Raw genomic sequence first — 22,658 nt, forward strand, 5'->3', positions numbered from 1 at the left:
TCTGGCGAGCGAACGGGCCGGTATCGGGCTGCCATGCGGCAAAGCGCATGGGGACCGTTGCGGGGGCAGCACAGGCTGGGCGCGGGGCGCGCGCGCCATCTCGTGGATGGGCGGCGGCCGGCAAGGCGCCTTCCTGTTTCCCGTTTACCTCTCGCGCGTGCGGCAAATCCTGCGGATTCGCCGATTGATACGCCGAAAGCACCTGTTCGGGGCCGAAACTGTATCACCGGCGGGCGGAAACGTAGCCGTTTTGTTACGATCGGGGCTTGATTTGAAGGGGATTTTCCCCTTTTTGCCACACTCAGGATCCGCATGTCTTATCCCAGCCTGCCTTATCCCCCCGAGGCCTATACCCATGGCGCCGAGTTCGCGCGCCAGCTGGGAAAACGCATCCTGATCCTGGACGGTGCCATGGGCACCATGATCCAGCGCTACAAGCTCACCGAATCGGACTTCCGCGGCGAGCGCTTCGCCGAGCACCACAAGGATCTGAAGGGCGACAACGAACTGCTGTCGCTGGTGCGCCCCGACGTCATCAGCGAGATCCATCGCCAGTATCTCGAGGCCGGCGCGGATGTGATCGAAACCAACACCTTCGGCGCGACCTCGGTCGCCCAGGGCGACTACGACCTGCCCGGGCTGGCCTACGAGCTGAACCTCGTCTCGGCCCGGCTGGCGCGCGAGGCCTGTGATCTGTACAGCACGCCCGAGCATCCGCGCTTCGTGGCCGGCGCGCTCGGCCCCCAGCCCAAGACCGCCTCGATCTCGCCCGACGTGAACGACCCCGGTGCGCGCAACGTCACGTTCGAAGAGCTGCGCCTGACCTACATCGAGCAGCTCAACGGCCTGCTCGACGGCGGCATCGACCTGGTGCTGATCGAGACCATCTTCGACACGCTCAACGCCAAGGCCGCGATCTTCGCGGTGGAGCAGGTGTTCGAAGAGCGCGGCGTGCGCCTGCCCGTGATGATCTCCGGCACCGTCACCGACGCGTCCGGCCGCATCCTGTCGGGCCAGACCGTCGAGGCCTTCTGGAACTCGGTGCGCCACGCGCGCCCGATCACGATCGGCCTGAACTGTGCGCTCGGCGCGGCGCTGATGCGCCCGTACGTGGCCGAGCTGGCCAAGATCTGCGACACCTACCTGTGCGTGTATCCCAACGCCGGCCTGCCCAACCCGATGGCCGAAACGGGCTTCGACGAAACCCCGGCCGACACCTCCGCGCTGCTCGAGGAATTCGCGCGCTCGGGCCTGGTGAACATGGCGGGCGGCTGCTGCGGCACCACGCCGGACCACATCCGCGCCATCGCCGAGCGGGTCGTGGCGCTCACGCCGCGCGAGGTGCCGGAGGTGCCGGTCAAGACGCGCCTGTCGGGCCTGGAGCCGCTCAACATCGATGAAACCACGCTCTATGTGAACGTGGGCGAGCGCACCAACGTCACCGGCAGCAAGATGTTCGCGCGCCTGATCCGCGAAGAGAAGTACGACGAGGCGCTCGCCGTGGCGCGCCAGCAGGTCGAGAACGGCGCGCAGATCATCGACATCAACATGGACGAGGCCATGCTGGATTCGGTGGCCTGCATGCACCGCTTCCTCAACCTGATCGCCTCCGAGCCCGACATCGCGCGCGTGCCGATCATGATCGACAGCTCGAAGTGGGAGGTGATCGAGGCCGGCCTGCGCTGCGTGCAGGGCAAGCCGGTGGTCAACTCGATCTCCATGAAGGAAGGCGAGGCGCCGTTCCGCGAACACGCCCGCCTGTGCCGCCGCTACGGCGCCGCCGTGGTGGTGATGGCCTTCGACGAGCAGGGCCAGGCCGACACGCTGGAGCGCCGCAAGGAAATCTGCGGCCGCGCCTATCGCATCCTGGTCGAGGAAGAAGGCTTCCCGCCCGAAGACATCATCTTCGACCCCAACGTGTTCGCGGTCGCCACCGGCATCGACGAGCACAACCACTACGCGGTCGACTTCATCGAAGGCACGCGCTGGATCCGCCAGAACCTCCCGCACGCCCGCATCTCGGGCGGCGTGTCGAACGTGAGCTTCTCGTTCCGCGGCAACGAGCCCATGCGCGAGGCCATCCACACCGTGTTCCTGTACTACGCGGTCAAGGAAGGCATGACGATGGGCATCGTCAACGCCGGCCAGCTCGGCGTCTACAACGACCTGGATCCGGTGCTGCGCGACCTGGTCGAAGACGTGGTGCTCGACCGCGCCGAGCCGGTGGGAAAGAAAGACGCCGACGACGAGCGCACGCCGACCGAGCGCCTGGTGCAGTTCGCCGACACGGTCAAGGGCAGCGGCGCCAAGAAGGAAGAAGACCTCGCCTGGCGCAACCAGGAGGTCGAGGCGCGCCTGTCGCATGCGCTGGTGCACGGCATCACCACCTTCATCGTCGAAGACACCGAAGAAGTGCGCCAGAAGATCGAGGCGCGCGGCGGTCGTCCGATCGAGGTGATCGAAGGCCCGCTGATGGACGGCATGAACGTGGTCGGGGACCTGTTCGGCGAGGGCAAGATGTTCCTGCCGCAGGTGGTGAAGTCGGCCCGCGTGATGAAGCAGGCCGTGGCCCACCTGATCCCCTTCATCGAAGAAGAGAAGCGCCAGATCGCCGCGGCCGGCGGCGACGTGCGCGCCAAGGGCAAGATCGTGATCGCCACGGTCAAGGGCGACGTGCACGACATCGGCAAGAACATCGTCTCGGTCGTGCTCCAGTGCAACAACTTCGAGGTGGTCAACATGGGCGTGATGGTGCCCTGCGCCCAGATCCTCGAGACCGCCAAGAAGGAAAACGCCGACATCATCGGGCTGTCCGGCCTCATCACGCCCAGCCTCGAAGAGATGGCCTACGTGGCCGCCGAGATGCAGCGCGACCCGTATTTCCGCGAGCGCCAGACGCCGCTCATGATCGGCGGCGCCACCACCAGCCGCGTGCACACGGCCGTCAAGATCGCGCCCAACTACGAGGGCCCGGTGATCTACGTGCCCGACGCCAGCCGGTCGGTGGGCGTGGCCACCAACCTGATGTCGGATCAGTCGGCCACCTACCTCCAGGAGCTGGCGCAGGAGTACGAAGACGTGCGCCGCCGCCACGCCAATCGCAAGGCCGTGCCGCTGATGTCGCTCGCCGATGCGCGCGCCGCGCGGCCGCAGATCGACTGGGACGCCTACACCCCGCCGCGCCCGAAGTTCATCGGCCGCCGCACCTTCAAGAGCTACGACCTGGCCGACATCGCGCGCTACGTCGACTGGGGCCCGTTCTTCCAGACCTGGAGCCTGTTCGGCCCGTTCCCCGCCATCCTCGACGACAAGGTCGTGGGCGAGCAGGCGCGCAAGGTCTACGCCGACGGCCAGGCCATGATGAAGCGCATCATCGAAGGCCGCTGGCTCACCGCCAACGGCGTAATTGGCTTCTACCCGGCCAACCGCGTCAACGACGAAGACATCGAGATCTACCGCGACGAGTCGCGCAGCGAAGTGCTGTTCACCTATCGCAACCTGCGCCAGCAGGGCGTCAAGCGCGAGGGCGTGACCAACAAGTGCCTGGCCGACTACATCGCCCCGAAGGAAAGCGGCAAGCTCGACTACATCGGCATGTTCGCCGTGACCGCCGGCCTGGGCATCGAGAAGAAGGAGGCCGAGTTCGAGAAGGCGCTCGACGACTACTCCAGCATCATGCTGAAGTCGCTCGCCGACCGCCTGGCCGAGGGCTTCGCCGAATGCCTGCACGCGCGCGTGCGCCGCGATCTGTGGGGCTACGTGCCCGACGAGGCGCTCGACAACGAGGCGCTGATCGCCGAGAAATACGTCGGCATCCGGCCCGCGCCGGGCTATCCGGCCTGCCCCGAACACGTGGTCAAGACCGACATGTTCGAGGTGCTCGAGGGCAACGAGATCGGCATGCAGCTCACCGACAGCTATGCCATGTATCCGGCCTCCAGCGTGTCGGGCTTCTACTTCAGCCATCCCGACTCGCAGTACTTCAACGTGGGCACGATCGGCGAAGACCAGCTGGCCGACTACGCCGCCCGCAGCGGCCGCACGCTCGAAGACCTGCGCCGCACGCTGGCGCCGAATCTCGGCTGAGGCTGCGCCGCCCAAATGAAAAACGGAGACCCGCGGGTCTCCGTTTTTCATTTGGGCGCGCGCTCAGGCGGGCTTGTGCGCCACCAGCGTGAGCGAATCGCTGCTGAAGGAGCCGTCGGCCTGGATCTGGAAGTGCTGCTTCACCGGCGCCGGCGCGATCGCCAGCATGTCGCGCAGGGCCTGCACCAGCGGCGCGGGCGTGCGCATGCGCGTGACCCAGGAGCTGAACTCCAGCGCCAGTTTGCGCGGCGTGAAGCCCTGCACCACGAAGCCGGCATCGGTCAGGAGGGCGAGCCATTCGGATTGCGAATAGTTGCGCACGTGCGAGGTGTCGCGCAGCACCTCGATGGTTTGCAGCCAGGTGTCGAGCAGCGCGCCGCCGGGCGAGGCGATGTCGGCGAACACGGCGGTGCCGCCCGGCTTGAGCACGCGGAAGGCTTCGCGCAAGCCCAGGCCCGGGTCTTCCCAGTGATGGGTGGAGTAGCGGCTCATCACGAGGTCGAACTCGCCGTCGGCGAACGGCAGGCGCTCCGCCTTGCCGCGACAGGTGGCGAGGTTGTCGAGCCCGCGCTTGGCGGCCTCGCCGGCCACCACGTCGAGCATCGACTGCGACAGGTCGTAGGCCGTCACGTGCGCCACGTGCGGCGCGACGTGGAAGCTCACGTGCCCGCCGCCACAGCCCATGTCGAGCACGCGTGCGCCGGGATGGGCCTGGGCGATCTCCGCCATCTGCAGCAGGTCCGCGCCCTGCGCATGCACCGCGCTGGTGAGATAGGCCTGGGCCTGCGGGCTGAACTGGCGTTCGACCGCGGCGTCGTGGGTCGGGTGGGTCATGACTGTCCTTGGTGGCTGCGCGGCGACGTGCCGGCTTGCGCAGTAAGATAGAAGCATCCCAGTACCCGTACAAGACCATTGCCCATCCTGGTATGAAGAGTGCCACCCATCCCGCCTCCGAAGGCTCCACGCTGCGCCGCCAGAACCTCGGCGAATTCGTGCGCAGCGCGCGCTCCCGCATCACGCCGCAGATGGCCGGCCTGCCCGCCGGCGCGCGCCGCCGCACGCCCGGTCTGCGCCGCGAAGAGGTGGCGCAGCTCTCGGGCATCAGCGTCACCTGGTACACCTGGATCGAACAGGGGCGCGAGGTCTCGGTCTCGCCCGCGGTGTGGGCGCGCATCGCCACCGTGCTGCAGCTGGGCCGCGCCGAGCGCGCCTACCTGTTCGAGCTGGCCGAGTCGGTGGACCCGCAGCATCCGCGCGATGCCTCGGGCGGGCCGGCGGGCCTGCCGCTGCAGCCCTGCGTCGACGTGATCGAGGCGCCGGCCTACGTGCTGGACCGCGCCTGGAACGTGCTGGCGTGCAACGAGGCGCTCTCCGAATTGTTCGATCACTGGCCGCGCCGCGATGGCGCGCCCAATCTGCTGCGCTACATCTTCCTCGATCCGCAGGCGCGCTCGCTGGTGGTGGACTGGGAGCAGCGCGCGCGGCGCGTGGTGGCGGAGTTCCGCGCCGATGCCGGGGCCCATCTGGACGAGCCCGACGTGCTGGCGCTGCTCGATGAGCTCAACCGCGTGAGCCCGGTGTTCCATCATTGGTGGACGCGCCATGCCGTGGTCGAGCGCGAGGGCGGCCTGCGCGAATTCGACCATCCGCGGCGCGGCCGCCTGCCGTTCCAGCAGATCACCTTCCGCCTCGCCACGCATCCCGAGCTCAAGCTGGTGATGCTGCTCGACGAGGCGCCGGCCGGGCCGGCCTGAACCGCGCCCGGCCGCGGCGCGCCTATTTCAGCGCGAACTCGGCCTGCGGCTCGGTCAGGCCCGCGGCCACCAGGCCGTCGAGCAGCTTGCGCACCGGCGCGGGCAGGGCCTGGGCCGCCAGGCCGGCGCTGTCCACCCAGGCCTGCGGCTGCGCGGCCTCCTGCAGCGTCCCGGCCTCGACCTCGATCAGCCATGGCCGCACGTGCAGCCGGAAGTGCGTGAAGGTGTGCGAGAACGCGGCCAGTTCGACCTGCGAGGTGGCGCGCAGGCCCAGCGCCGCCACGGCGGCGCGCGGGTCGCTGTCGGCGTCGCATTCCGGCAAGGTCCAGAGGCCGCCCCAGATCCCGCTCTGGGGGCGTTGCGTGAGCAGCACCCGGCCCTCGTGCAGCAGCACCAGCATGGCGGTAGTGCGCTCGGGCACGGTCTTGCGCGCCTTCGGCGTGGGCAGCTCCTGCTGCCTGCCTTCGGCACGCGCCGTACAGGTCTCGGCCACCGGACAGCGTCCGCAATCGGGCTTGCCGCGCGTGCACAGCGTGGCGCCCAGGTCCATCAATCCCTGTGTGTAGGCCTGCATGTCCAGCGCGGGCACCGCCTCGACCTGGGCATGCGCGAGCGCCCACAGCCGCTGCTCGACCTCGCGCCGGGTCGGATCGCCCTCGACGCCGAAGTGGCGTGCGAACACCCGCTTCACGTTGCCGTCCATGATGGGGGAGCGCTCGCCGTAGGCGAAGGCCGCGATCGCCGCCGCGGTGGAGGGCCCGATGCCGGGCAGGGTGGCGATGTGTTCGGCATCGGGCGGGAACGCCCCTTGCCACTGCGCCACGATCTCCTGCGCGCAACGGTGCAGGTTGCGGGCGCGGGCGTAGTAGCCCAGCCCGGCCCAGTACGGCATCACCTCTTCCTGGGTCGCGGCGGCCAGGGCCTGCACCGTCGGGAAACGCGCGAGGAAACGCTCGTAGTACGGGATCACGGTCGCCACCTGCGTCTGCTGCAGCATGATTTCCGAGAGCCAGATGCGATAGGGGGCGCGCGTGTTCTGCCACGGCAGGGCGTGGCGGCCATGGGCGGCCTGCCAGGTGGTGATGCGTAGGGCGAATTGCATGCCCCGGATTATCGCATTGCCCTATTGCGGGGACGGAGTGTGACAGGTAAAACAGGAGGCATAACAACAAGGCGGTGTAGGTCTGACCCCGGCGCCGGCGCCCCAAAAGGGCGACTCCGCGACGTCTGGGCTGGATAGTCTCTTACAACGGAGTAGACAATGAATGCCCCTATGACGCCCGCGCAGCGCGCGGCGCTTGAATCCGTCCACCTGGACGACAAATTCACCCTCGAATCCGGCCTGGCCTGGATGAGCGGCATCCACGCCCTCGTCAGGCTGCCCATGATGCAACGCGTGCGCGACGCGCGTGCCGGCCTCAACACCGCCGGCTTCATCTCGGGCTATCGCGGCTCGCCGCTGGGCGGGGTCGACCAGAACATGTGGAAGGCTGCGAAGTACCTCAAGCAGCACCACGTCGAGTTCCAGCCCGGCATCAACGAAGACCTCGCCGCCACCGCGGTGTGGGGCTCGCAGCAGGTCAACCTGTTCCCGGGCGCGAAGTACGACGGCGTGTTCGGCATGTGGTATGGCAAGGGCCCCGGCGTGGACCGCTGCGGCGACGTCTTCAAGCATGCCAATGCCGCGGGCACCTCGCGCCATGGCGGCGTGCTGGTGGTGGCCGGCGACGACCATCCCGCCAAGTCGTCCACGCTGCCGCACCAGAGCGACCACATCCTCAAGGCCTGCATGATCCCGGTGCTGTTCCCGTCGAGCGTGCAGGAGGTGCTCGACTACGGCATGCACGGCTGGGCCATGAGCCGCTACGCCGGCGTGTGGGTGGGCCTGAAGACCATCACCGACATCGTCGAGGTCTCGGCCTCGGTCGAGGTCGACGCCGACCGCGTGCAGATCCTGCTGCCCGAAGACTTCCAGCTGCCGCCCGACGGCCTGAACATCCGGCTGCCCGACACGCCGCTGGCCCAGGAGGCGCGGCTGCTCGACTACAAACTCTACGCCGCGCTCGCCTATGCGCGCGCCAACGGCCTGAACCGCGAGCTCTGGCAGGTGCCCAACGAGCGCGCGCGCTTCGGCATCATGACCTCCGGCAAGGCCTATCTCGACACGCGCCAGGCCCTGCTCGACCTCGGCCTGACCGAGTCCGTGTGCCAGCAGATCGGCCTGCGCCTGTTCAAGGTCGGCATGGTGTGGCCGCTCGAGGCCACCGGCACGACCCGTTTCGCCGAAGGGCTCGACGAGATCCTGGTGGTGGAAGAAAAGCGCCAGGTGCTGGAATACCAGCTCAAGGAAGAGCTGTTCAGCTGGATCGGCTCGGGCAAGAAGATTCCGCGCGTGGTCGGCAAGTTCGACGACAAGGACGGCGGCGAGTGGTCGGTGCCGCAGGGCAACTGGCTGCTGCCGGCGCATTACGAATTCTCCCCCGCCATGGTGGCCAAGGCCGTGGGCGCGCGGCTGCTGCGTTTCGAGCTGCCGGCCGACGTGCGCGCCGGCATCGAGGCGCGCCTGGCCTTTCTGGAGGCGCGCGAGCGCGCGCTGGCCAAGCCGCGCGTGGTGGTCGATCGCAAGCCCTGGTTCTGTTCGGGCTGTCCGCACAACACCTCCACGCGCCTGCCCGAGGGCTCGCGCGGCATGGCCGGCATCGGCTGCCATTACATGGTCACCTGGATGGGCCGCAACACCCAGGTCTTCACCCAGATGGGCGGCGAGGGCGTGCCCTGGATCGGCCAGGCGCCGTTCACCGAAGAGAAGCACGTGTTCGCCAATCTGGGCGACGGCACCTACTACCACTCGGGGCTGCTCGCGATCCGCGCGGCGGTCGCGGCCAAGGCGCCGATCACCTACAAGATCCTGTTCAACGACGCCGTCGCCATGACCGGCGGGCAGCCCGTCGACGGGCCCATCAGCGTGCCCATGATCACGCAGCAGGTGGCCTCCGAGGGCATCGACAAGATCGTCATCGTCACCGACGAGCCCGAGAAATACGAGCGCGTGCAGGGCCTGGCGCCGGGCGTGCCGGTCAAGCACCGCGACGAGCTCGACGAGGTGATGCGCGAGCTGCGCGCCTACCAGGGCGTGTCCGTGCTGATCTACGACCAGACCTGCGCCACCGAAAAGCGGCGCCGCCGCAAGCGCAACGCCTATCCCGATCCTGCGCGCCGCGTCGTGATCAACGAGCGCGTCTGCGAAGGCTGTGGCGATTGCTCGGAGAAGTCGCATTGCCTGTCGGTGGAGCCGCTCGAAACCGAGTTCGGCCGCAAGCGCACCATCAACCAATCGAGCTGCAACAAGGATTTCTCCTGCCTCAAGGGCTTCTGCCCGAGCTTCGTCACCGTCGAGGGCGGCAAGCTGCGCAAGCCGCGCGCGCTCGAACAGCAAACCGACATCGCGGCGGGCCTGCCCGAGCCGCAGGCCAAGCCGATCGCGGGCCACTACGGCGTGTTCATCGCCGGCGTGGGCGGGACCGGCGTGGTGACCATCGGCCAGCTGCTCGGCATGGCCGCCCACCTCGAAGGCAAGGGCGCCTCCGTGCTCGACATGGCCGGCCTGGCGCAGAAGGGCGGCGCCGTGTATTCGCACGTGGTGCTCGCGCCCACGCCGGGCGAGCTGCTCAACACCCGCGTGGCGATGGGCGAAGCCGATCTCGTGCTGGCGGGCGACCTGGTGGTGGGCACCAGCGCCGACGCCGTGGCGCGCATGCGCGCCGGCCGCACCCACATGCTGCTCAACAGCGACGTCGCGCCCACCGCCGCCTTCGTGCACAACCCCGACTGGAGCCTGCCCGGCTCCGACCTGAAGCGCGACCTGGTGCAGGCCTGCGGCGAGGGCAACGTGGCCACGCTCGACGCGGCCGCGCTGGCCGTGGGGCTGCTGGGCGATGCGATCTACGCCAATCCGCTGATGATGGGCTATGCCTACCAGAAGGGCTGGCTGCCGCTGGGCGAGGCCGCGCTGCTGCGCGCGATCGAGCTCAATGGCCAGCAGGTGCCGAACAACCTCGCCGCCTTTGCCTGGGGCCGCCGCGCCGCGCAGGACCTGGCCGGCGTGCAGGCGCTGCTGGGCCTGGCCGCCAAGCCAGCCGCGCTCGAGCCGCAGATCACCGAGGTCCGGCGTGGCGAGCGCCCGGCCGTGGTGGACTTCAAGCGGCCGGCCACCGAGCTCGACCAGCTCGTCGCCACGCGCCGCGATTTCCTGGCCGCCTACCAGAACGACGCCTACGCGCGGCAGTACACCGAGCTCGTCGAGCGGGTGCGCACGGCCGAGCACAACGCCACCGGCACCACCCGGCTGGCCGAGGCCGTGGCGCGCTATTACTTCAAGCTGATGGCCTACAAAGACGAGTACGAGGTCGCCCGGCTGTACACCGACGGCGAGTTCCTCAAGCGCGTGGCCGCGCAGTTCGAAGGCGACTGGAAGCTCAAGTTCCATCTGGCGCCGCCGCTCACCGCCAAGCGCGACGCCGAGGGCCACCTGAAGAAGCGCGCCTACGGGCCTGGCATGCTCAAGGTATTCGGCATCCTGGCGCGGCTGCGCGGCTTGCGCGGCACGCCGTTCGACGTGTTCGGCTACACCGCCGAGCGCCGCGCCGAACGCGCCCTGATCGCCGAGTATCGCGACCACCTCGGCGCCATCCTGAGCAAGCTCAATCGCGGCAATCTCGAGCAGGCGGTCGCGCTGGCCAGCCTGCCCGAGGAGATCCGCGGTTACGGCCACATCAAGGAGGCCGCCATGGCGCGCGCCGCGGTCAAGCGCGAGGCCCTGATGCGCGAATTCAGCGCATCGGTGGTGGGCATCGGCGGCGCCCGCGCGGCCTGACGCCGTCGTGCAAAGAAAATGGCCACCCCTGCGGGTGGCCATTTTCTTGTGTCGGGCGCACGGACTCAGGCGCTTTCGGTGGAACGCGGCCGGCGTGCGGGCCGGTCGAACATTTCGACCTTCATCTTGGGCCGTTCGAAGCGCTCGACGCGCGGCGCCGAGCGGCTTTCGGCCTGGATCTGCTGCGCGGCCTGCTGTTCGCGCCGGGCGATGACCTCTTCCGCCTTGGCGTGGTGCGGCGCCATCTTGCGCACCATCACGCGCCCGTCGCGGGGGAAATAATGGATGCGGCGGGCATGGATGTCGCCGAGGTCCTGCGCGCGCACCGGGATGCCTTCCGTCTTGAGGTAGCTCAGCACGAACTGGCCGTTGCGCTCGCCGATGTTCATCTGCTGCATCGCGCTCAACACCGCGCCGCCGCCGAACACCTTGGCCTCGAGCCGCTCGCGCGAGGCGCCGGCCTTGAGCAATTCGTTGATCAACACTTCCATGGCGAAGGCGCCGTAGCGCATCGTGGCGGAGGCGGGAGACGCCGCGTCGCCCTCGGGCAGCATGAAGTGATTCATCCCGCCGATGCCGTTGACCGGGTCGCGCACGCAGGCGGCCACACAGGATCCCAACACCGTCGAGATCATGATGTCTTCGCCGGACGTGACGTAATACTCGTTCGGCAGCACTTTCACTGCCGGACAATTGAACGCACTATCGAAATAGTGGCGCGTGGCACGCGCGTCGGTTCGCGAAGGCATACGTTCCTGAGCTCGTTCGCCACGGGGATGGCGAAGCAAGTCTTCTAAATTTCTTAAAAGATTTCAATTTGTGATTATTCATCGCAAAATTCGGTAATACAAGTGAATCTTGCGCTGTTGTCACCCGTCCACGCTAACGCAGGCCGGGAAACCCGTTTTTCTCGCGAGTCCCCAGATACAGCTACGCCCCGGTATTGTGCCTTGTCGACAACATTACCCGGGGCGTGCGCAGACCGTTCGGTCGATTAACGCACCGAAAGGTGCGTACTGCCCGGCAATGAGGGCCGGGCGGCGGGCGCTAGAAGCGGGTGCTGCGGGTCACCGACCAGCGCGCCGACAGGGCGCCCAGCACGCCGGCGCACAGGATCGCGACGACCAGCACGGGCACGCCCGGCAGGTGCAGCGCAAACTCGGCGCCGTAGCTGGCCGCCAGGCCGAGCACCGCGTGGTTCAGCGGCACCAGCGCCGCGGCCGCCGCACCCACGGCGACCAGCGCCGACAGGGCGCCGGTGAGCGCGCCCTGGTAGAGGAAGGGCCGGCGCACGAACGATTCGGTGGCGCCCACCAGCCGCGCCACCGCGATTTCCTCGCGCTGGGTCAGGGCCTGCATGCGCACCGTGTTGAACACCGTGGCCAGCACCACCACCGCCACGCAAACGGCCAGGAAGCCCAGGCCGATGCGCGCGAAGCGCAGGATGGCTTCCAGGCGCTGCACCCAGGCGCTGTCGAGCTGGACCTGGTCGACCGCCTCCCACTTGCGCCATTGCGAGGCGAGCCGGTCGGCGCGCGCGGCGAGGTCCTCGCCCGGCGCCAGCGTCACGACCACGGCGTCCGGCAGCGGATTGTTGGGCAGCACGGCCAGCGCCTGTTCCCAGGCGGGGTTCTGGCGCAGGTTGGCCAGCGCCTGGTCGCGCGGCACCACCCGCACGGCGCCCACGTCGTTGCCGAACTCGGCCTTGACGCGGCCCGCCAGCGTGTCGGCCGTGCCGGCCGGGGCGCCCTGCTGCAGGTAGATCGTGAGTTCGGGCGTGACCGAGATCTGGCGCGCCACCGGCTGCACCGACACGAGGATGGCGCTGCCCAGCAGCGGCAGCGCCAGCGCAAGCGCCATCACCAGCACGTTGGCCAGGGTCGAGAAGGGCTGCTTGCCGAGACGGCGCAGCGTGATCGAGAGAGCGTAGCGATGCTGACGCAGCCAGGACTTCATTCGGCCGCTCCCGTGGGATGGTGCGAGTCGGTGAACTTGCCGTGATCGATGCGCAGCATGCGATTGGCATAGCGCGACATGAGCTGCTGGTCGTGCGAGGCGATCAGCGTGGTGACGCCGACGCGGTTGAAGTCGCGGAACACGTTCATGATGCGCTGGGCGTTGTCGTCGTCGAGATTGGCGGTGGGCTCGTCGGCGATCAGGATGGCGGGCCGGTTCACGATGGCGCGCGCGATCGCCAGGCGCTGCTGCTCGCCGCCCGACAGTTCGATGGGATTCAGGTCTTCCTTGCCTGCCAGCCCGACCTTGTCGAGCGCGGCCCGGGCGCGCGCGGCCGCGGCGTCGGGCGCCTGCCCCAGCACCGCGAGCGGCAGCATCACGTTCGAGAGCGCGCTGCGGTCGTAGAGCAGGTGGGTGTCCTGGAGGATCACGCCCACCGCGCGGCGCAGATAGGGCCGCGCCCGCGCCGGCAGGCGGTCGAGCCGCTGCCCGTGCACCTGGATCGACCCGCGCGAGGGCGCCTCGAGGCCGCCGATCAGCTTGAGCAGCGTGGACTTGCCCGCGCCGGAAGGGCCGGAGACGAAAATGAATTCGCCGGGCTGCACCTGGAAGTTGATGTCGGCCAGGATGTTGCGGCCGCGTCCGTAGGATTTGAAAACGTGCTGGAATTCAATCATGGCGACGTGGGAGTTGAAGCTGCAATAGTAACGCCCGCCGTTGCTTTTCCGCACTGCATCATGTTTCGGACCTGTTCGTGGTAGGCAAACGCGAGTTTGCGGCAATTGCCGAATGATCGGGGCGCGTTGACGAGTGATCGAGACAATTCGTCCCTATATTCGGGAAAGACGTGGGAAGGGATAGCCCCAATGTCCCCTAATTTCACGAGTCGCTACGATGCGCCCAAGCACGTCATCCATACCTAGGTTGCGCGTCCTTGTGGTCCTAAACAGGAGATCAACAATGAAAGTTCTGAAGCTCGCGGCCGTCGGTGCCGCATTGTTCGCCGCGTCGACGGCGGCACATGCCGGTGCCACCTTCGACAACGTCAAGAAAAAGGGCTTCGTCCAGTGCGGCGTCTCGACCGGTATCGCCGGTTTCTCGATCGCCGACAGCAAAGGCGAATGGCAGGGTATCGACGTTGAAATGTGCCGCGCCATCGCCGCGACCATGTTCGGCGATGCCAAGAAGATCAAGGTCACCCCGCTGAACACCCAGCAACGCTTCACCGCGCTGCAATCGGGCGAAGTCGACGTGCTGACGCGCAACACCACGGTCACCCTGACCCGCGACACGACCCTGGGCCTGATCGGCGCCGGCGTGAACTACTACGACAGCCAGGGCGTGATGGTCTCCAAGGATCTCGGCGTGAAGAGCGCCAAGGAACTCGGCGGCGCCACGATCTGCGTGCAGCCCGGCACCACCACCGAGCTCAACCTGGCCGACTGGTTCCGTGCCAACAAGATCGACTTCAAGCCGGTCGTGATCGACAAGTTCGACGAAATCGTCCGTGCCTTCTCGGCCGGCCGCTGTGATGCCTTCACGACCGACAAGTCGCAACTGGCATCGGTGCGCACGACGCTCGAGAATCCCGACAAGTACGTGATCCTGCCGGAAGACTTCTCCAAGGAACCGCTGGGCCCGATGGTCCGCCAGGGCGATGAACAATGGTTCAACGTCGTGCGCTGGAGCCTGAACGCCATGCTGGAAGCCGAGGAATACGGCATCACCTCGAAGAACGTCGACGAGATGACCAAGAGCTCCAACCCCAACATCCAGCGCATCCTGGGCGTGACCCCGGGCATGGGCAAGAACCTGGGCGTGGACGACAAGTGGGCCTACAACATCATCAAGCAGATCGGTAACTACGGCGAAAGCTTCGAACGCACGCTCGGCAAGGGCGGCCCGATGAAGCTGGAGCGTGGTCTGAACGCCTCCTACAAGCAAGGCGGCATCCAGTACGGTTGGCCGGTGCGCTGAGTCGGCTTCTTGAGCTGGCGCCGCGAGGCGCCGGCCCCGCCCCGGCCCTGTCAGGCCGGGGGCGCGGGAAGCAGTGGCGGCGGGCTTGCCCGCCGTTTGTAGTCTGACATCGGTAGATTCATTCATGACGACACAACAGAAAAACGCCCCGCTGCAGGCACCGCGACGTCGTCTATCCTGGAATGATCCCGGCGTGCGCGCCGTGGTCTATCAGGTCGTCGCCCTGCTGGCCGTGGCCTGGGTCGCGTGGTTCCTGGTATCGAACACCCTGCACAACCTGGCGGTGCGCAATATCGCCACCGGGTTCGGGTTCCTGGACCGCGAGGCCGGCTTTGCGATCGGCGAAACCGCCGTCGCCTATTCCCCCTCCGATACTTATGGCCGCGCCATCTGGGTGGGCCTGCTCAACACGCTGCGCGTGGCGGTGATCGGCATCGTGCTCGCCACGATCCTCGGCACCCTCATCGGCATCGGCCGCCTCTCGAAGAATTGGCTGGTCGCGCGCCTGACCTCGATGTACGTCGAAGTCATGCGCAACGTGCCGCTGCTGCTGCAGCTGTTCTTCTGGTACGCCCTGATCACGGAAAACATGCCCGGCCCGCGCCAGGCGCACAATCCGTTGCCCGGCGTGTTCATCTCCAATCGCGGCCTGAAAGTGCCCGGCCTGGAAGGCAATTCGCTCGACTGGATGCTGGGCGGCCTCGCGCTGGCCTTCGTGGCGCTGATCGTGCTGGCCCACTGGGCCCGCAAGAACCAGGAGCGCACCGGCCGCATGTTCCCGCTCGGCCGCGCCGCGCTGGGTCTGTTCATCGGCCTGCCGATCGTGGGCTGGCTGGTGAGCGGCGCCTCGCTCACGCTCGACATGCCCGAGCTCAAGGGCTTCAACTTCCAGGGCGGTCTCACGCTGTCGCCGGAATTCGCCGCGTTGCTGGCGGGCCTGGTGATCTACACCTCGGCGTTCGTCGCCGAAGTGGTGCGCTCGGGCATCCAGGCGGTCAACCAGGGCCAATGGGAAGCGGCCGAGTCGCTCGGCCTGCGCCGCGGGCTCATGCTGCGCCTCGTGGTGCTGCCGCAGGCGCTGCGCGTCATCATCCCCCCGATGACCAGCCAGTACCTGAACCTCACGAAGAACAGTTCACTGGCCGTGGCCATCGGCTATCCGGACATCGTGTCGGTGGTCAACACCACGCTGAACCAGACCGGCCAGGCCATCGAAGGGATCCTGATCATCATGGCGGCCTACCTCACGGTGAGCCTGTCGATCTCGATCTTCATGAACTGGTACAACAAGCGCATCGCGCTGGTGGAGCGTTGATATGAGCAGCACTACGCAAACCACGCCCAGCGCCGGCCTGCCGCCGCCGTCCAACCAGGTCGGCGCGTGGGCCTGGGTCAAGACCCGCCTGTTCTCCTCGCCCATGTCGATCCTGGCCACGGTGCTGCTCGCCTGGCTGGTGCTCATGGCCGTGCCGGCGATCGTGGAGTGGGCCTTCATCAAGGCCAACTTCACCGCCACCTCGGCGCAGGAATGCCGTGCCTCCGGGGGCGCCTGCTGGGCGTTCATCCGCGAAAAGCACCGGCTGATCCTGTTCGGCACCTATCCCTACGACGAGCAATGGCGGCCGCTGATCGCGACCTTCATCCTCATCGCCGTGATCATCATGAGCGGCATGCGCCGCTTCTGGAACCTGTCCCTGGCCGTGATCTGGGTGGTGGGCCTGACGCTCGTGGCGGTCCTGATGTGGGGCGGCGTCCTCGGCCTGACCTACGTCGAGAACGCCCGCTGGGGCGGCCTGCCGCTCACGCTGATCCTGGCCACCTTCGGCATCGCCTTCGCCTTCCCGTTCGGTGTGCTGCTGGCCCTGGGCCGGCGCTCGCGCATGCCGGCGATCAAGGCGCTGTGCGTCGTCTACATCGAGCTGATCCGCGGCGTGCCGCTCATCAGCCTGCTGTTCATGTCGTCGGTGATGCTGCCGCTGTTCCTGCCCGAGGGCTTCTCGATCGACAAGCTCCTGCGGGCGCAGATCGCCATCATCCTGTTCGCGGCGGCCTATATCGCCGAGACGGTGCGTGGCGGGCTGCAGGCCATCCCCAAGGGCCAGTACGAAGGCGCCGATTCGCTCGGCCTCTCCTACTGGCAGCAGATGCGCAAGGTGATCCTGCCGCAGGCGCTGAAGATCGTGATCCCGCCGCTGGTGAGCATCTTCATCGCCCTGTTCAAGGACACCTCGCTGGTGGTCATCATTGGCATCTTCGACCTGACGCTCGCGGCCAAGGCCGCGTTGTCCGACGCCGCATGGCGGGGCTTCGGGGTAGAGGCGTACATCTTCATCGCGCTCATCTACTTCGTGTTCTGCTACTCGATGTCGAAATACAGCCAGCGGCTCGAAAAGCGGCTGGCCACAGGTCATAAACGATAGAACCCAGTCCGCGGCCCCCCTTTGCATCGGGCTCGCGGGCATTTTTCGGGAGTAAAGGCGTGACGGATGCCATTATTCGCTTGCAGGGCGTGAACAAGTGGTACGGCCAGTTCCACGTGCTGCGCAACATCAATCTGGACGTGGCGCCGGGTGAACGTATCGTGGTTTGCGGGCCTTCGGGCTCGGGCAAGTCCACCATGATCCGCTGCATCAACCGGCTCGAAGAACATCAGCAAGGTCAGATCATCGTCGACGGCACCGAGCTCACCAACGACCTCAAGCAGATCGAGACGATCCGCAAGGACGTGGGCATGGTGTTCCAGCACTTCAATCTGTTCCCGCACCTGACCGTGCTGGAAAACCTGACGCTGGGCCCGACCTGGGTGCTGAAAAAGCCCAAGGCCGAAGCCGAGGCCACGGCCATGAAGTACCTGGAGCGCGTGCGCATTCCCGACCAGGCCAACAAGTACCCCGGCCAGCTGTCGGGCGGCCAGCAGCAGCGCGTGGCGATCGCCCGCTCGCTGTGCATGCACCCCAAGATCATGCTGTTCGATGAGCCGACCTCGGCGCTCGACCCGGAAATGGTCAAGGAAGTGCTGGACGTGATGGTGACGCTGGCCCAGGAAAGCGGCATGACCATGCTGTGCGTGACCCACGAAATGGGCTTCGCGCGCAAGGTGGCCAACCGCGTGATCTTCATGGACCGCGGCGAGATCATCGAACAGAACACGCCCGATGCGTTCTTCGACAATCCGCAGAACGAGCGCACCAAGCTGTTCCTGAGCCAGATCCTGCACTGATCGGCGCAGGATCCGCGCCCCGGCCTGATCGGGGCGAAGGCGGCGTGGGGGCCGGCGCGAGCCGGCCGCCACGCCGCCTTTTTCTTTGCCCGGCATCCGGCGGCGCGGCGCGCGCGGATGTGGCGCGCCTGCCACGCGGCGGCGGCCAAACCGGCGATGAGCGGCCCTGGGAAGCGGGTTTTTGCCGGTTGGCGGCGGGGGGCGTGGAGTATGCTACGACCCGCACAGAAGCATCAGACCCCCCGGAGACTCCATAAAATGAAGCCCTTTACCGCCGTTTCCGCCACGCGCCGCGCGCTCGTCGGCGGCGCGCTGGCCCTGGCCGCGCTCGTGTCCGTGTCCGCCCCGGCCCATGCCGCCGACGACTATCCGAACAAGCCGCTGCGCTTCGTCGTGCCGTATCCCCCCGGCGGTCCGCTCGACACCATGGCCCGTCTGCTGGCCGAGAAGGTGCGCGCTTCGCTGGGCCAGCCCGTGATCGTGGAAAACCGCGGCGGCGCCGGCGGCAATATCGGCGCCGACCTGGCCGCCAAGGCCCAGCCGGACGGCTACACGCTGGTGATGGGCGCGGTCGCGACCCATGCCATCAACCCGTTCCTGTTCGCCAACCTGCCGTACGATCCGATCAAGGACTTCGCGCCGGTCACCATCGTGGCCTCGGTGCCGAACGTGCTGGTGATGAACAACGACTTCGCCACCAAGAACAAGATCGGTTCGGTCGCCGACCTGATCCAGTACGCCAAGGCCAACCCGGGCAAGCTCAACTACGGCTCGGGCGGCAACGGCAGCGCCGGCCACCTGGCGGGCGAGCTGCTCAAGGCCCGCGCCGGCATCGCCGTCGAACACATTCCGTACCAGGGCGCGGCACCGGCCCAGCTGGCCCTGCTGTCGGGCCAGTCGGACTTCATGTTCGACAATCTGGCCGCCTCCGCGCCGCTCATCAAGGACGGCAAGGTGAAGGCCCTGGCCGTGACCACCGCCAAGCGCTCGTCGCTGCTGGCCGACGTGCCGACCCTCGATGAGGCCGGCGTCAAGGGCTTCGACCTGGGCACCTGGTTCGGCGTGTTCACCACCGGCGGCACGCCCGCACCGGTGGTCGAGAAGCTGAACAAGGCCTATGCCGACGCGCTGCGCCAGCCCGACGTGCGCCAGCGCCTGCTGACCATGGGTTCGGAGGCCGAGCCGATGACCTCGGCCGAGTTCGCCGCCTTCGTCAAGGCGGAGAAGGACAAGTACCAGGAGATCGTGAAGATTTCCGGCGCCAGCCTGAACTGATCCCGCTCGCGGAAGGGGCGCCACGGCGGGCCGCGCGGCCTGGCGCGGCGCCCTTTTTCACATCATGGATGACTATCTTCTGATCAAGATGGCCCACGGCGCCGCGCTGGCCGTGTGGCTGGGCGGGCTGCTGGTGCTGGCCGCCGTGCTGTCGTTTCCGCCGGCCCGCGATGACGCGGACACCGCGCCCGCCGCGCCGAGCCCGTTCCTGCGCGGGCTGGCACGCTGGAACCAGCGCGTGACCCTGCCCGCCATGGTGCTGACGTGGGCGCTCGGCGTCACGCTCGCGCTGAGGGTGGGCTGGTTCGGCCATCGCTGGCTCGACGTGAAGCTGGTGATCGTGGCGTTGCTGACGCTGTTGCAGCTGTGCGAGACCCGCTGGGTGCTGCGCCTGCTGCGCCAGCCGCCGGTGGCGCCGCCCGGCTGGGCGGCGTTGGGCGCGGTGACGGTGTTTGTGGGCGCGGCCGCCGCCATCATGCTGGCGCTGGCCAAGCCCTTCTACTGAGCCCCGTTCAGGGCTTGGGCGCGTCGGCGGCCCAGCCCTTGGACAGCGCCACCGCCTGGCGCCAGCGCCGCATGCGCGCCTCGCGCAGCTCGGCGGGCCAGCGCGGCTCGAACGTGCGTTCGGCCTCCCACTGGCCGGCGAATTCGTCCATCGAACGCCAGAAACCCACGGCCAGGCCCGCCAGGCCCGCCGCGCCGCGCGCGGTCGACTCGGCCACGCGCGGCCGCACCACCGGCACGCCGAGCAGGTCGGCCTGCATCTGCATCAGCAGGTCGTTGCGCGAGGCGCCGCCGTCGACCCGCAGCTCCGACAGCGGGATGCCGCTGTCGGCGTTCATGCAGGTCAGCAGCTCGGCGCTCTGCAACGCGATCGATTCGAGCGTGGCGCGCGCGATGTGGGCGCGCGTGGTGCCGCGCGTGACGCCGATCAGCGTGCCGCGCGCATAGGGATCCCAGTGCGGCGCGCCGAGGCCGGCGAAGGCGGGCACCATGAACACATCGTCGGTGTCCGCCACGCTGGCCGCCAGCGGCTCCACGTCTTCGGAATGCTGGATGATGCCCAGCCCGTCGCGCAGCCACTGCACCGCCGCGCCGGCCATGAACACGCCGCCTTCGAGCATGTAGGTGGAACGCCAGCCGTCCTGCGCCGGCAGGCCCCAGCCCACCGTCGAGAGCAGCTTGTTGTCGGACTGCACCGGCGCGTCGCCCACGTTCATCAGCATGAAGCAGCCGGTGCCGTAGGTGTTCTTGGCCATGCCGGGCTGGAAGCAGGCCTGGCCGAAGGTGGCGGCCTGCTGGTCGCCCGCCACGCCCGCGATCGGGATTGCGCCGCCCAGCAGCTCGGGCAGGGCGCGCCCGACCTCGGCGCTGCTCGGCGCGATCGCCGGCAGGATGCCGCGCGGGATGTTCAGCAGCGCCAGGATCTCGTCGCTCCAGTCCTGGCGGTGGATGTCGTAGAGCATCGTGCGCGAGGCATTGCTCGGGTCGGTGCTGTGCACCGCGCCGCCGGTGAGCTGCCAGATCAGCCAGGTGTCGATGGTGCCGAACACCAGCTCGCCGCGCTCGGCCTGCTGGCGCGCGCCCGGCACGTGGTCGAGCAGCCAGGCGAGCTTGGTGCCGGAGAAGTAGGCGTCGACCACCAGGCCGGTGCGTTGCTGCAGGAAGTCGCCGTGGCCGTCGGCCAGCAGCTGCTCGCACAAGGGGGCGGTGCGGCGGTCCTGCCAGACGATGGCGCGCGCCAGCGGCCGGCCGGTGGCGCGCTCCCAGATCAGCGTGGTCTCGCGCTGGTTGGTGATGCCGATGGCGGCGATGTCGGCGGCCGTGGCGCCGGCGTTGCGCAGGGCCTCGCGGGCCACCTCGAGCTGGCTGTGCCAGATCTCCATCGCGTCGTGTTCGACCCAGCCCGGACGCGGATAGTGTTGGCGGAACTCGCGTTGCCCGACGCCGCGCACGGCGCCGGCGCGGTCGAACACGATGGCGCGGGAGCTGGTGGTGCCCTGGTCGAGGGCCAGCACGAATTCAGTCGTCATCTCGTTGAGCCTTGGGGGAGTTGAGTTGGGCCCCTGCGCCGGGCGCCAGGCGGCGGAACGACAGCGTCGAGGCCATGCACAGGATGCCGATCACGATGAAGGACACGACCACGTCGCCGATCGCCAGCGTGCTGGCGCCGCGCACCGACATGCTGAGGTTCAGCGTGACGGCGGCCACGCCCACGCCCAGGCTGATGCCCAGCTGCTGGGCCATGGCGGCGAAGCTGCTCGCACGGCTCATCTTCTCGGGCGGGATGTCGGCATAGGTTAGCGCATTTACCGCGGTGAACTGGAGCGAGCGGAAGAAGCCCCCGACCAGCAGCACGGCGATCATCAGCCACACCGGCGTGGTGGGCGTGAAGGCCCCGTTGAACATGATGAACAGGCCGGTCAGCACGGCGTTGATCGTGAGCACCCGGCGAAAGCCGAAGCGCGTCACGATGCGGGCGGCCACGAACTTCATCAGCAGCGCGCCGGCCGCGCTGGCGAAGGTGATCATGCCGGCCGAGAACGGCGACAGCCCGAAGCCCACCTGCAGCAGCATGGCCAGCAGGAACGGCACCGCGCCCACGGCGAAGCGGCACAGATTGCCGCCCATCGTCGAGATCGCGAAGGTGGGGACGCGCAGCAGCGCCAGGTCGATGATGGGATGCGGCGCGCGGCGCGCGTGCCAGACATACAGCAGGCCGCAGACCAGGCCGCCGCCCAGCAGCGCCGCGACCGTGAGCGGCGAGACCAGGCCGTGCCCGAGCGCCTCGAAGCCGCTCACCAGCGTGGCCAGCGCCACGCCGCTCAACAGGAACCCGACCAGGTCCAGGCGCGGCGCATCGGCCTCGCGCAACTCCTGCACATAGCGCAGCACCAGCGCGATGCCCAGGACGCCGATCGGGATGTTGATGAGGAAGATCCAGTGCCACGACATATAGGTGACCATGAAGCCGCCCAGCGGCGGCCCGATGACCGGGCCGAGCAGGGCCGGGATCGACAGGAACGACATCGCGCGCAGCAGGTCTTCCTTGGGCACGGTGCGCAGCAGGATCACCCGCCCGACCGGCACCATCATCGCGCCGGCCATGCCCTGCACGATGCGCGCCACCACCAGTTGCGACAGGTCGCGCGAGAGCGCGCAGGCGATCGAGCTCAGGGTGAACAGCGCGATCGCCGCGATGAAGACGCGGCGTGCGCCGAAGCGGTCGGCGGCCCAGCCGCTGATCGGCACGAACACGGCGACCGCGAGCAGATAGGACGTGATGGCCACGTTGAGCCGCACCGGCGTGGAGCCGAGCGCGGCCGCCATCGCGGGCAGGGCGGTCGCCACCACGGTGGAGTCCAGCATCTGCATGAAGAGCGCACAGCCGACGATGAACGGGATCATCCGCGCCGCCCGGACGGCGTCCGGATCACGGAGGCGGGGGGAGGCGGCGGCTGAGGCGGAGTCTGGGGGCATGGGCGGGGGCGCGGCAGGAGAGGGCGGGCGCGGCCGC

At 68.1% G+C, this 22,658-nt stretch carries 16 protein-coding genes; 9 read left to right on the forward strand and 7 right to left on the reverse strand.

Going from position 1 to position 22,658, the window contains the following annotated elements; translation table 11 throughout:
- Positions 1 to 312: 312 nt before the first annotated feature.
- Entirely contained in the window at positions 313 to 4,086 is a 3,774-nt protein-coding gene (metH, locus tag CEG14_RS02700) for a methionine synthase (protein ID WP_094824802.1), read from the forward strand.
- 63 nt (positions 4,087 to 4,149) lie between these two features.
- Here the strand turns inward: metH and CEG14_RS02705 are convergent, their stop codons facing one another.
- The gene (locus tag CEG14_RS02705; RefSeq protein ID WP_094824803.1) at positions 4,150 to 4,920 is read right to left on the reverse strand and encodes a class I SAM-dependent methyltransferase; all 771 of its coding nucleotides are present in this window, start codon (positions 4,918 to 4,920) and stop codon (positions 4,150 to 4,152) included.
- A gap of 92 nt (positions 4,921 to 5,012) precedes the next feature.
- On the opposite strand from CEG14_RS02705, the gene CEG14_RS02710 reads away from it, so the two are divergent.
- Positions 5,013 to 5,840 (forward strand): helix-turn-helix transcriptional regulator, encoded by an 828-nt coding sequence (locus tag CEG14_RS02710; protein ID WP_094824804.1) that lies wholly within the window; start codon positions 5,013 to 5,015, stop codon positions 5,838 to 5,840.
- 22 nt (positions 5,841 to 5,862) lie between these two features.
- On the opposite strand, the gene mutY is transcribed toward CEG14_RS02710, so the two are convergent.
- Complete coding sequence (gene mutY, locus CEG14_RS02715) at positions 5,863 to 6,942, reverse strand: A/G-specific adenine glycosylase (protein ID WP_373454165.1); 1,080 nt, start codon at positions 6,940 to 6,942, stop codon at positions 5,863 to 5,865.
- A gap of 159 nt (positions 6,943 to 7,101) precedes the next feature.
- Between mutY and CEG14_RS02720 the strand changes: the two genes are divergently transcribed.
- Positions 7,102 to 10,713: an indolepyruvate ferredoxin oxidoreductase family protein gene (locus CEG14_RS02720; RefSeq protein ID WP_094824806.1), complete on the forward strand. Its 3,612-nt coding sequence runs from the start codon at positions 7,102 to 7,104 to the stop codon at positions 10,711 to 10,713.
- A 65-nt stretch (positions 10,714 to 10,778) separates the two neighbouring features.
- Here the strand turns inward: CEG14_RS02720 and cheD are convergent, their stop codons facing one another.
- The 3 genes from cheD to CEG14_RS02735 form a co-directional block, all read right to left on the reverse strand.
- The gene (gene cheD, locus CEG14_RS02725; protein ID WP_094824807.1) at positions 10,779 to 11,462 is read right to left on the reverse strand and encodes a chemoreceptor glutamine deamidase CheD; all 684 of its coding nucleotides are present in this window, start codon (positions 11,460 to 11,462) and stop codon (positions 10,779 to 10,781) included.
- 298 nt (positions 11,463 to 11,760) lie between these two features.
- The gene (locus tag CEG14_RS02730) at positions 11,761 to 12,669 is read right to left on the reverse strand and encodes a cell division protein FtsX (RefSeq protein WP_094824808.1); all 909 of its coding nucleotides are present in this window, start codon (positions 12,667 to 12,669) and stop codon (positions 11,761 to 11,763) included.
- Entirely contained in the window at positions 12,666 to 13,346 is a 681-nt protein-coding gene (locus CEG14_RS02735) for a cell division ATP-binding protein FtsE (protein ID WP_094824809.1), read from the reverse strand. Before CEG14_RS02735 ends, CEG14_RS02730 begins: the two co-directional genes overlap by 4 nt.
- Before the next feature lie 283 nt (positions 13,347 to 13,629).
- Here CEG14_RS02735 and CEG14_RS02740 point away from each other — a divergent pair, with 283 nt between their 5' ends.
- From CEG14_RS02740 to CEG14_RS02765, 6 genes are all read left to right on the forward strand, one after another.
- Positions 13,630 to 14,646, forward strand: a complete 1,017-nt coding sequence (locus CEG14_RS02740) for an amino acid ABC transporter substrate-binding protein (RefSeq protein ID WP_094824810.1) — start codon at positions 13,630 to 13,632, stop codon at positions 14,644 to 14,646.
- Between the two features lie 124 nt (positions 14,647 to 14,770).
- A complete protein-coding gene (locus tag CEG14_RS02745) occupies positions 14,771 to 15,961 on the forward strand; it encodes an amino acid ABC transporter permease (RefSeq protein WP_094824811.1) in 1,191 nt (396 codons plus the stop codon).
- Position 15,962: 1 nt separating this feature from the next.
- On the forward strand, positions 15,963 to 17,066 hold the full coding sequence (locus CEG14_RS02750) for an amino acid ABC transporter permease (protein ID WP_094824812.1): 1,104 nt from the start codon (positions 15,963 to 15,965) through the stop codon (positions 17,064 to 17,066).
- Between the two features lie 59 nt (positions 17,067 to 17,125).
- Positions 17,126 to 17,866, forward strand: a complete 741-nt coding sequence (locus CEG14_RS02755; RefSeq protein ID WP_094824813.1) for an amino acid ABC transporter ATP-binding protein — start codon at positions 17,126 to 17,128, stop codon at positions 17,864 to 17,866.
- Between the two features lie 258 nt (positions 17,867 to 18,124).
- Positions 18,125 to 19,141, forward strand: coding sequence for a Bug family tripartite tricarboxylate transporter substrate binding protein (locus CEG14_RS02760; protein ID WP_094824814.1), 1,017 nt, complete (start codon positions 18,125 to 18,127; stop codon positions 19,139 to 19,141).
- Between the two features lie 64 nt (positions 19,142 to 19,205).
- Entirely contained in the window at positions 19,206 to 19,646 is a 441-nt protein-coding gene (locus CEG14_RS02765) for a CopD family protein (protein ID WP_094824815.1), read from the forward strand.
- A gap of 7 nt (positions 19,647 to 19,653) precedes the next feature.
- On the opposite strand, the gene glpK is transcribed toward CEG14_RS02765, so the two are convergent.
- Positions 19,654 to 21,174, reverse strand: coding sequence for a glycerol kinase GlpK (gene glpK / locus CEG14_RS02770; RefSeq protein ID WP_094824816.1), 1,521 nt, complete (start codon positions 21,172 to 21,174; stop codon positions 19,654 to 19,656).
- Positions 21,164 to 22,621, reverse strand: coding sequence for a DHA2 family efflux MFS transporter permease subunit (locus tag CEG14_RS02775; RefSeq protein WP_094824817.1), 1,458 nt, complete (start codon positions 22,619 to 22,621; stop codon positions 21,164 to 21,166). Before CEG14_RS02775 ends, glpK begins: the two co-directional genes overlap by 11 nt.
- Positions 22,622 to 22,658: the final 37 nt, after the last annotated feature.

Source organism: Bordetella genomosp. 1 (genome assembly GCF_002261335.1).
Taxonomy (GTDB): domain Bacteria; phylum Pseudomonadota; class Gammaproteobacteria; order Burkholderiales; family Burkholderiaceae_B; genus Bordetella.

Bases quoted from the DNA above. Each gene is read 5' to 3' on its own strand.
- metH (WP_094824802.1), top strand. From the start codon at position 313: ATGTCTTATCCCAGCCTGCCTTATCCCCCCGAGGCCTATACCCATGGC.
- CEG14_RS02705 (WP_094824803.1), bottom strand. From the start codon at position 4,920: ATGACCCACCCGACCCACGACGCCGCGGTCGAACGCCAGTTCAGCCCG.
- CEG14_RS02710 (WP_094824804.1), top strand. From the start codon at position 5,013: ATGAAGAGTGCCACCCATCCCGCCTCCGAAGGCTCCACGCTGCGCCGC.
- mutY (WP_373454165.1), bottom strand. From the start codon at position 6,942: ATGCAATTCGCCCTACGCATCACCACCTGGCAGGCCGCCCATGGCCGC.
- CEG14_RS02720 (WP_094824806.1), top strand. From the start codon at position 7,102: ATGAATGCCCCTATGACGCCCGCGCAGCGCGCGGCGCTTGAATCCGTC.
- cheD (WP_094824807.1), bottom strand. From the start codon at position 11,462: ATGCCTTCGCGAACCGACGCGCGTGCCACGCGCCACTATTTCGATAGT.
- CEG14_RS02730 (WP_094824808.1), bottom strand. From the start codon at position 12,669: ATGAAGTCCTGGCTGCGTCAGCATCGCTACGCTCTCTCGATCACGCTG.
- CEG14_RS02735 (WP_094824809.1), bottom strand. From the start codon at position 13,346: ATGATTGAATTCCAGCACGTTTTCAAATCCTACGGACGCGGCCGCAAC.
- CEG14_RS02740 (WP_094824810.1), top strand. From the start codon at position 13,630: ATGAAAGTTCTGAAGCTCGCGGCCGTCGGTGCCGCATTGTTCGCCGCG.
- CEG14_RS02745 (WP_094824811.1), top strand. From the start codon at position 14,771: ATGACGACACAACAGAAAAACGCCCCGCTGCAGGCACCGCGACGTCGT.
- CEG14_RS02750 (WP_094824812.1), top strand. From the start codon at position 15,963: ATGAGCAGCACTACGCAAACCACGCCCAGCGCCGGCCTGCCGCCGCCG.
- CEG14_RS02760 (WP_094824814.1), top strand. From the start codon at position 18,125: ATGAAGCCCTTTACCGCCGTTTCCGCCACGCGCCGCGCGCTCGTCGGC.
- CEG14_RS02765 (WP_094824815.1), top strand. From the start codon at position 19,206: ATGGATGACTATCTTCTGATCAAGATGGCCCACGGCGCCGCGCTGGCC.
- glpK (WP_094824816.1), bottom strand. From the start codon at position 21,174: ATGACGACTGAATTCGTGCTGGCCCTCGACCAGGGCACCACCAGCTCC.
- CEG14_RS02775 (WP_094824817.1), bottom strand. From the start codon at position 22,621: ATGCCCCCAGACTCCGCCTCAGCCGCCGCCTCCCCCCGCCTCCGTGAT.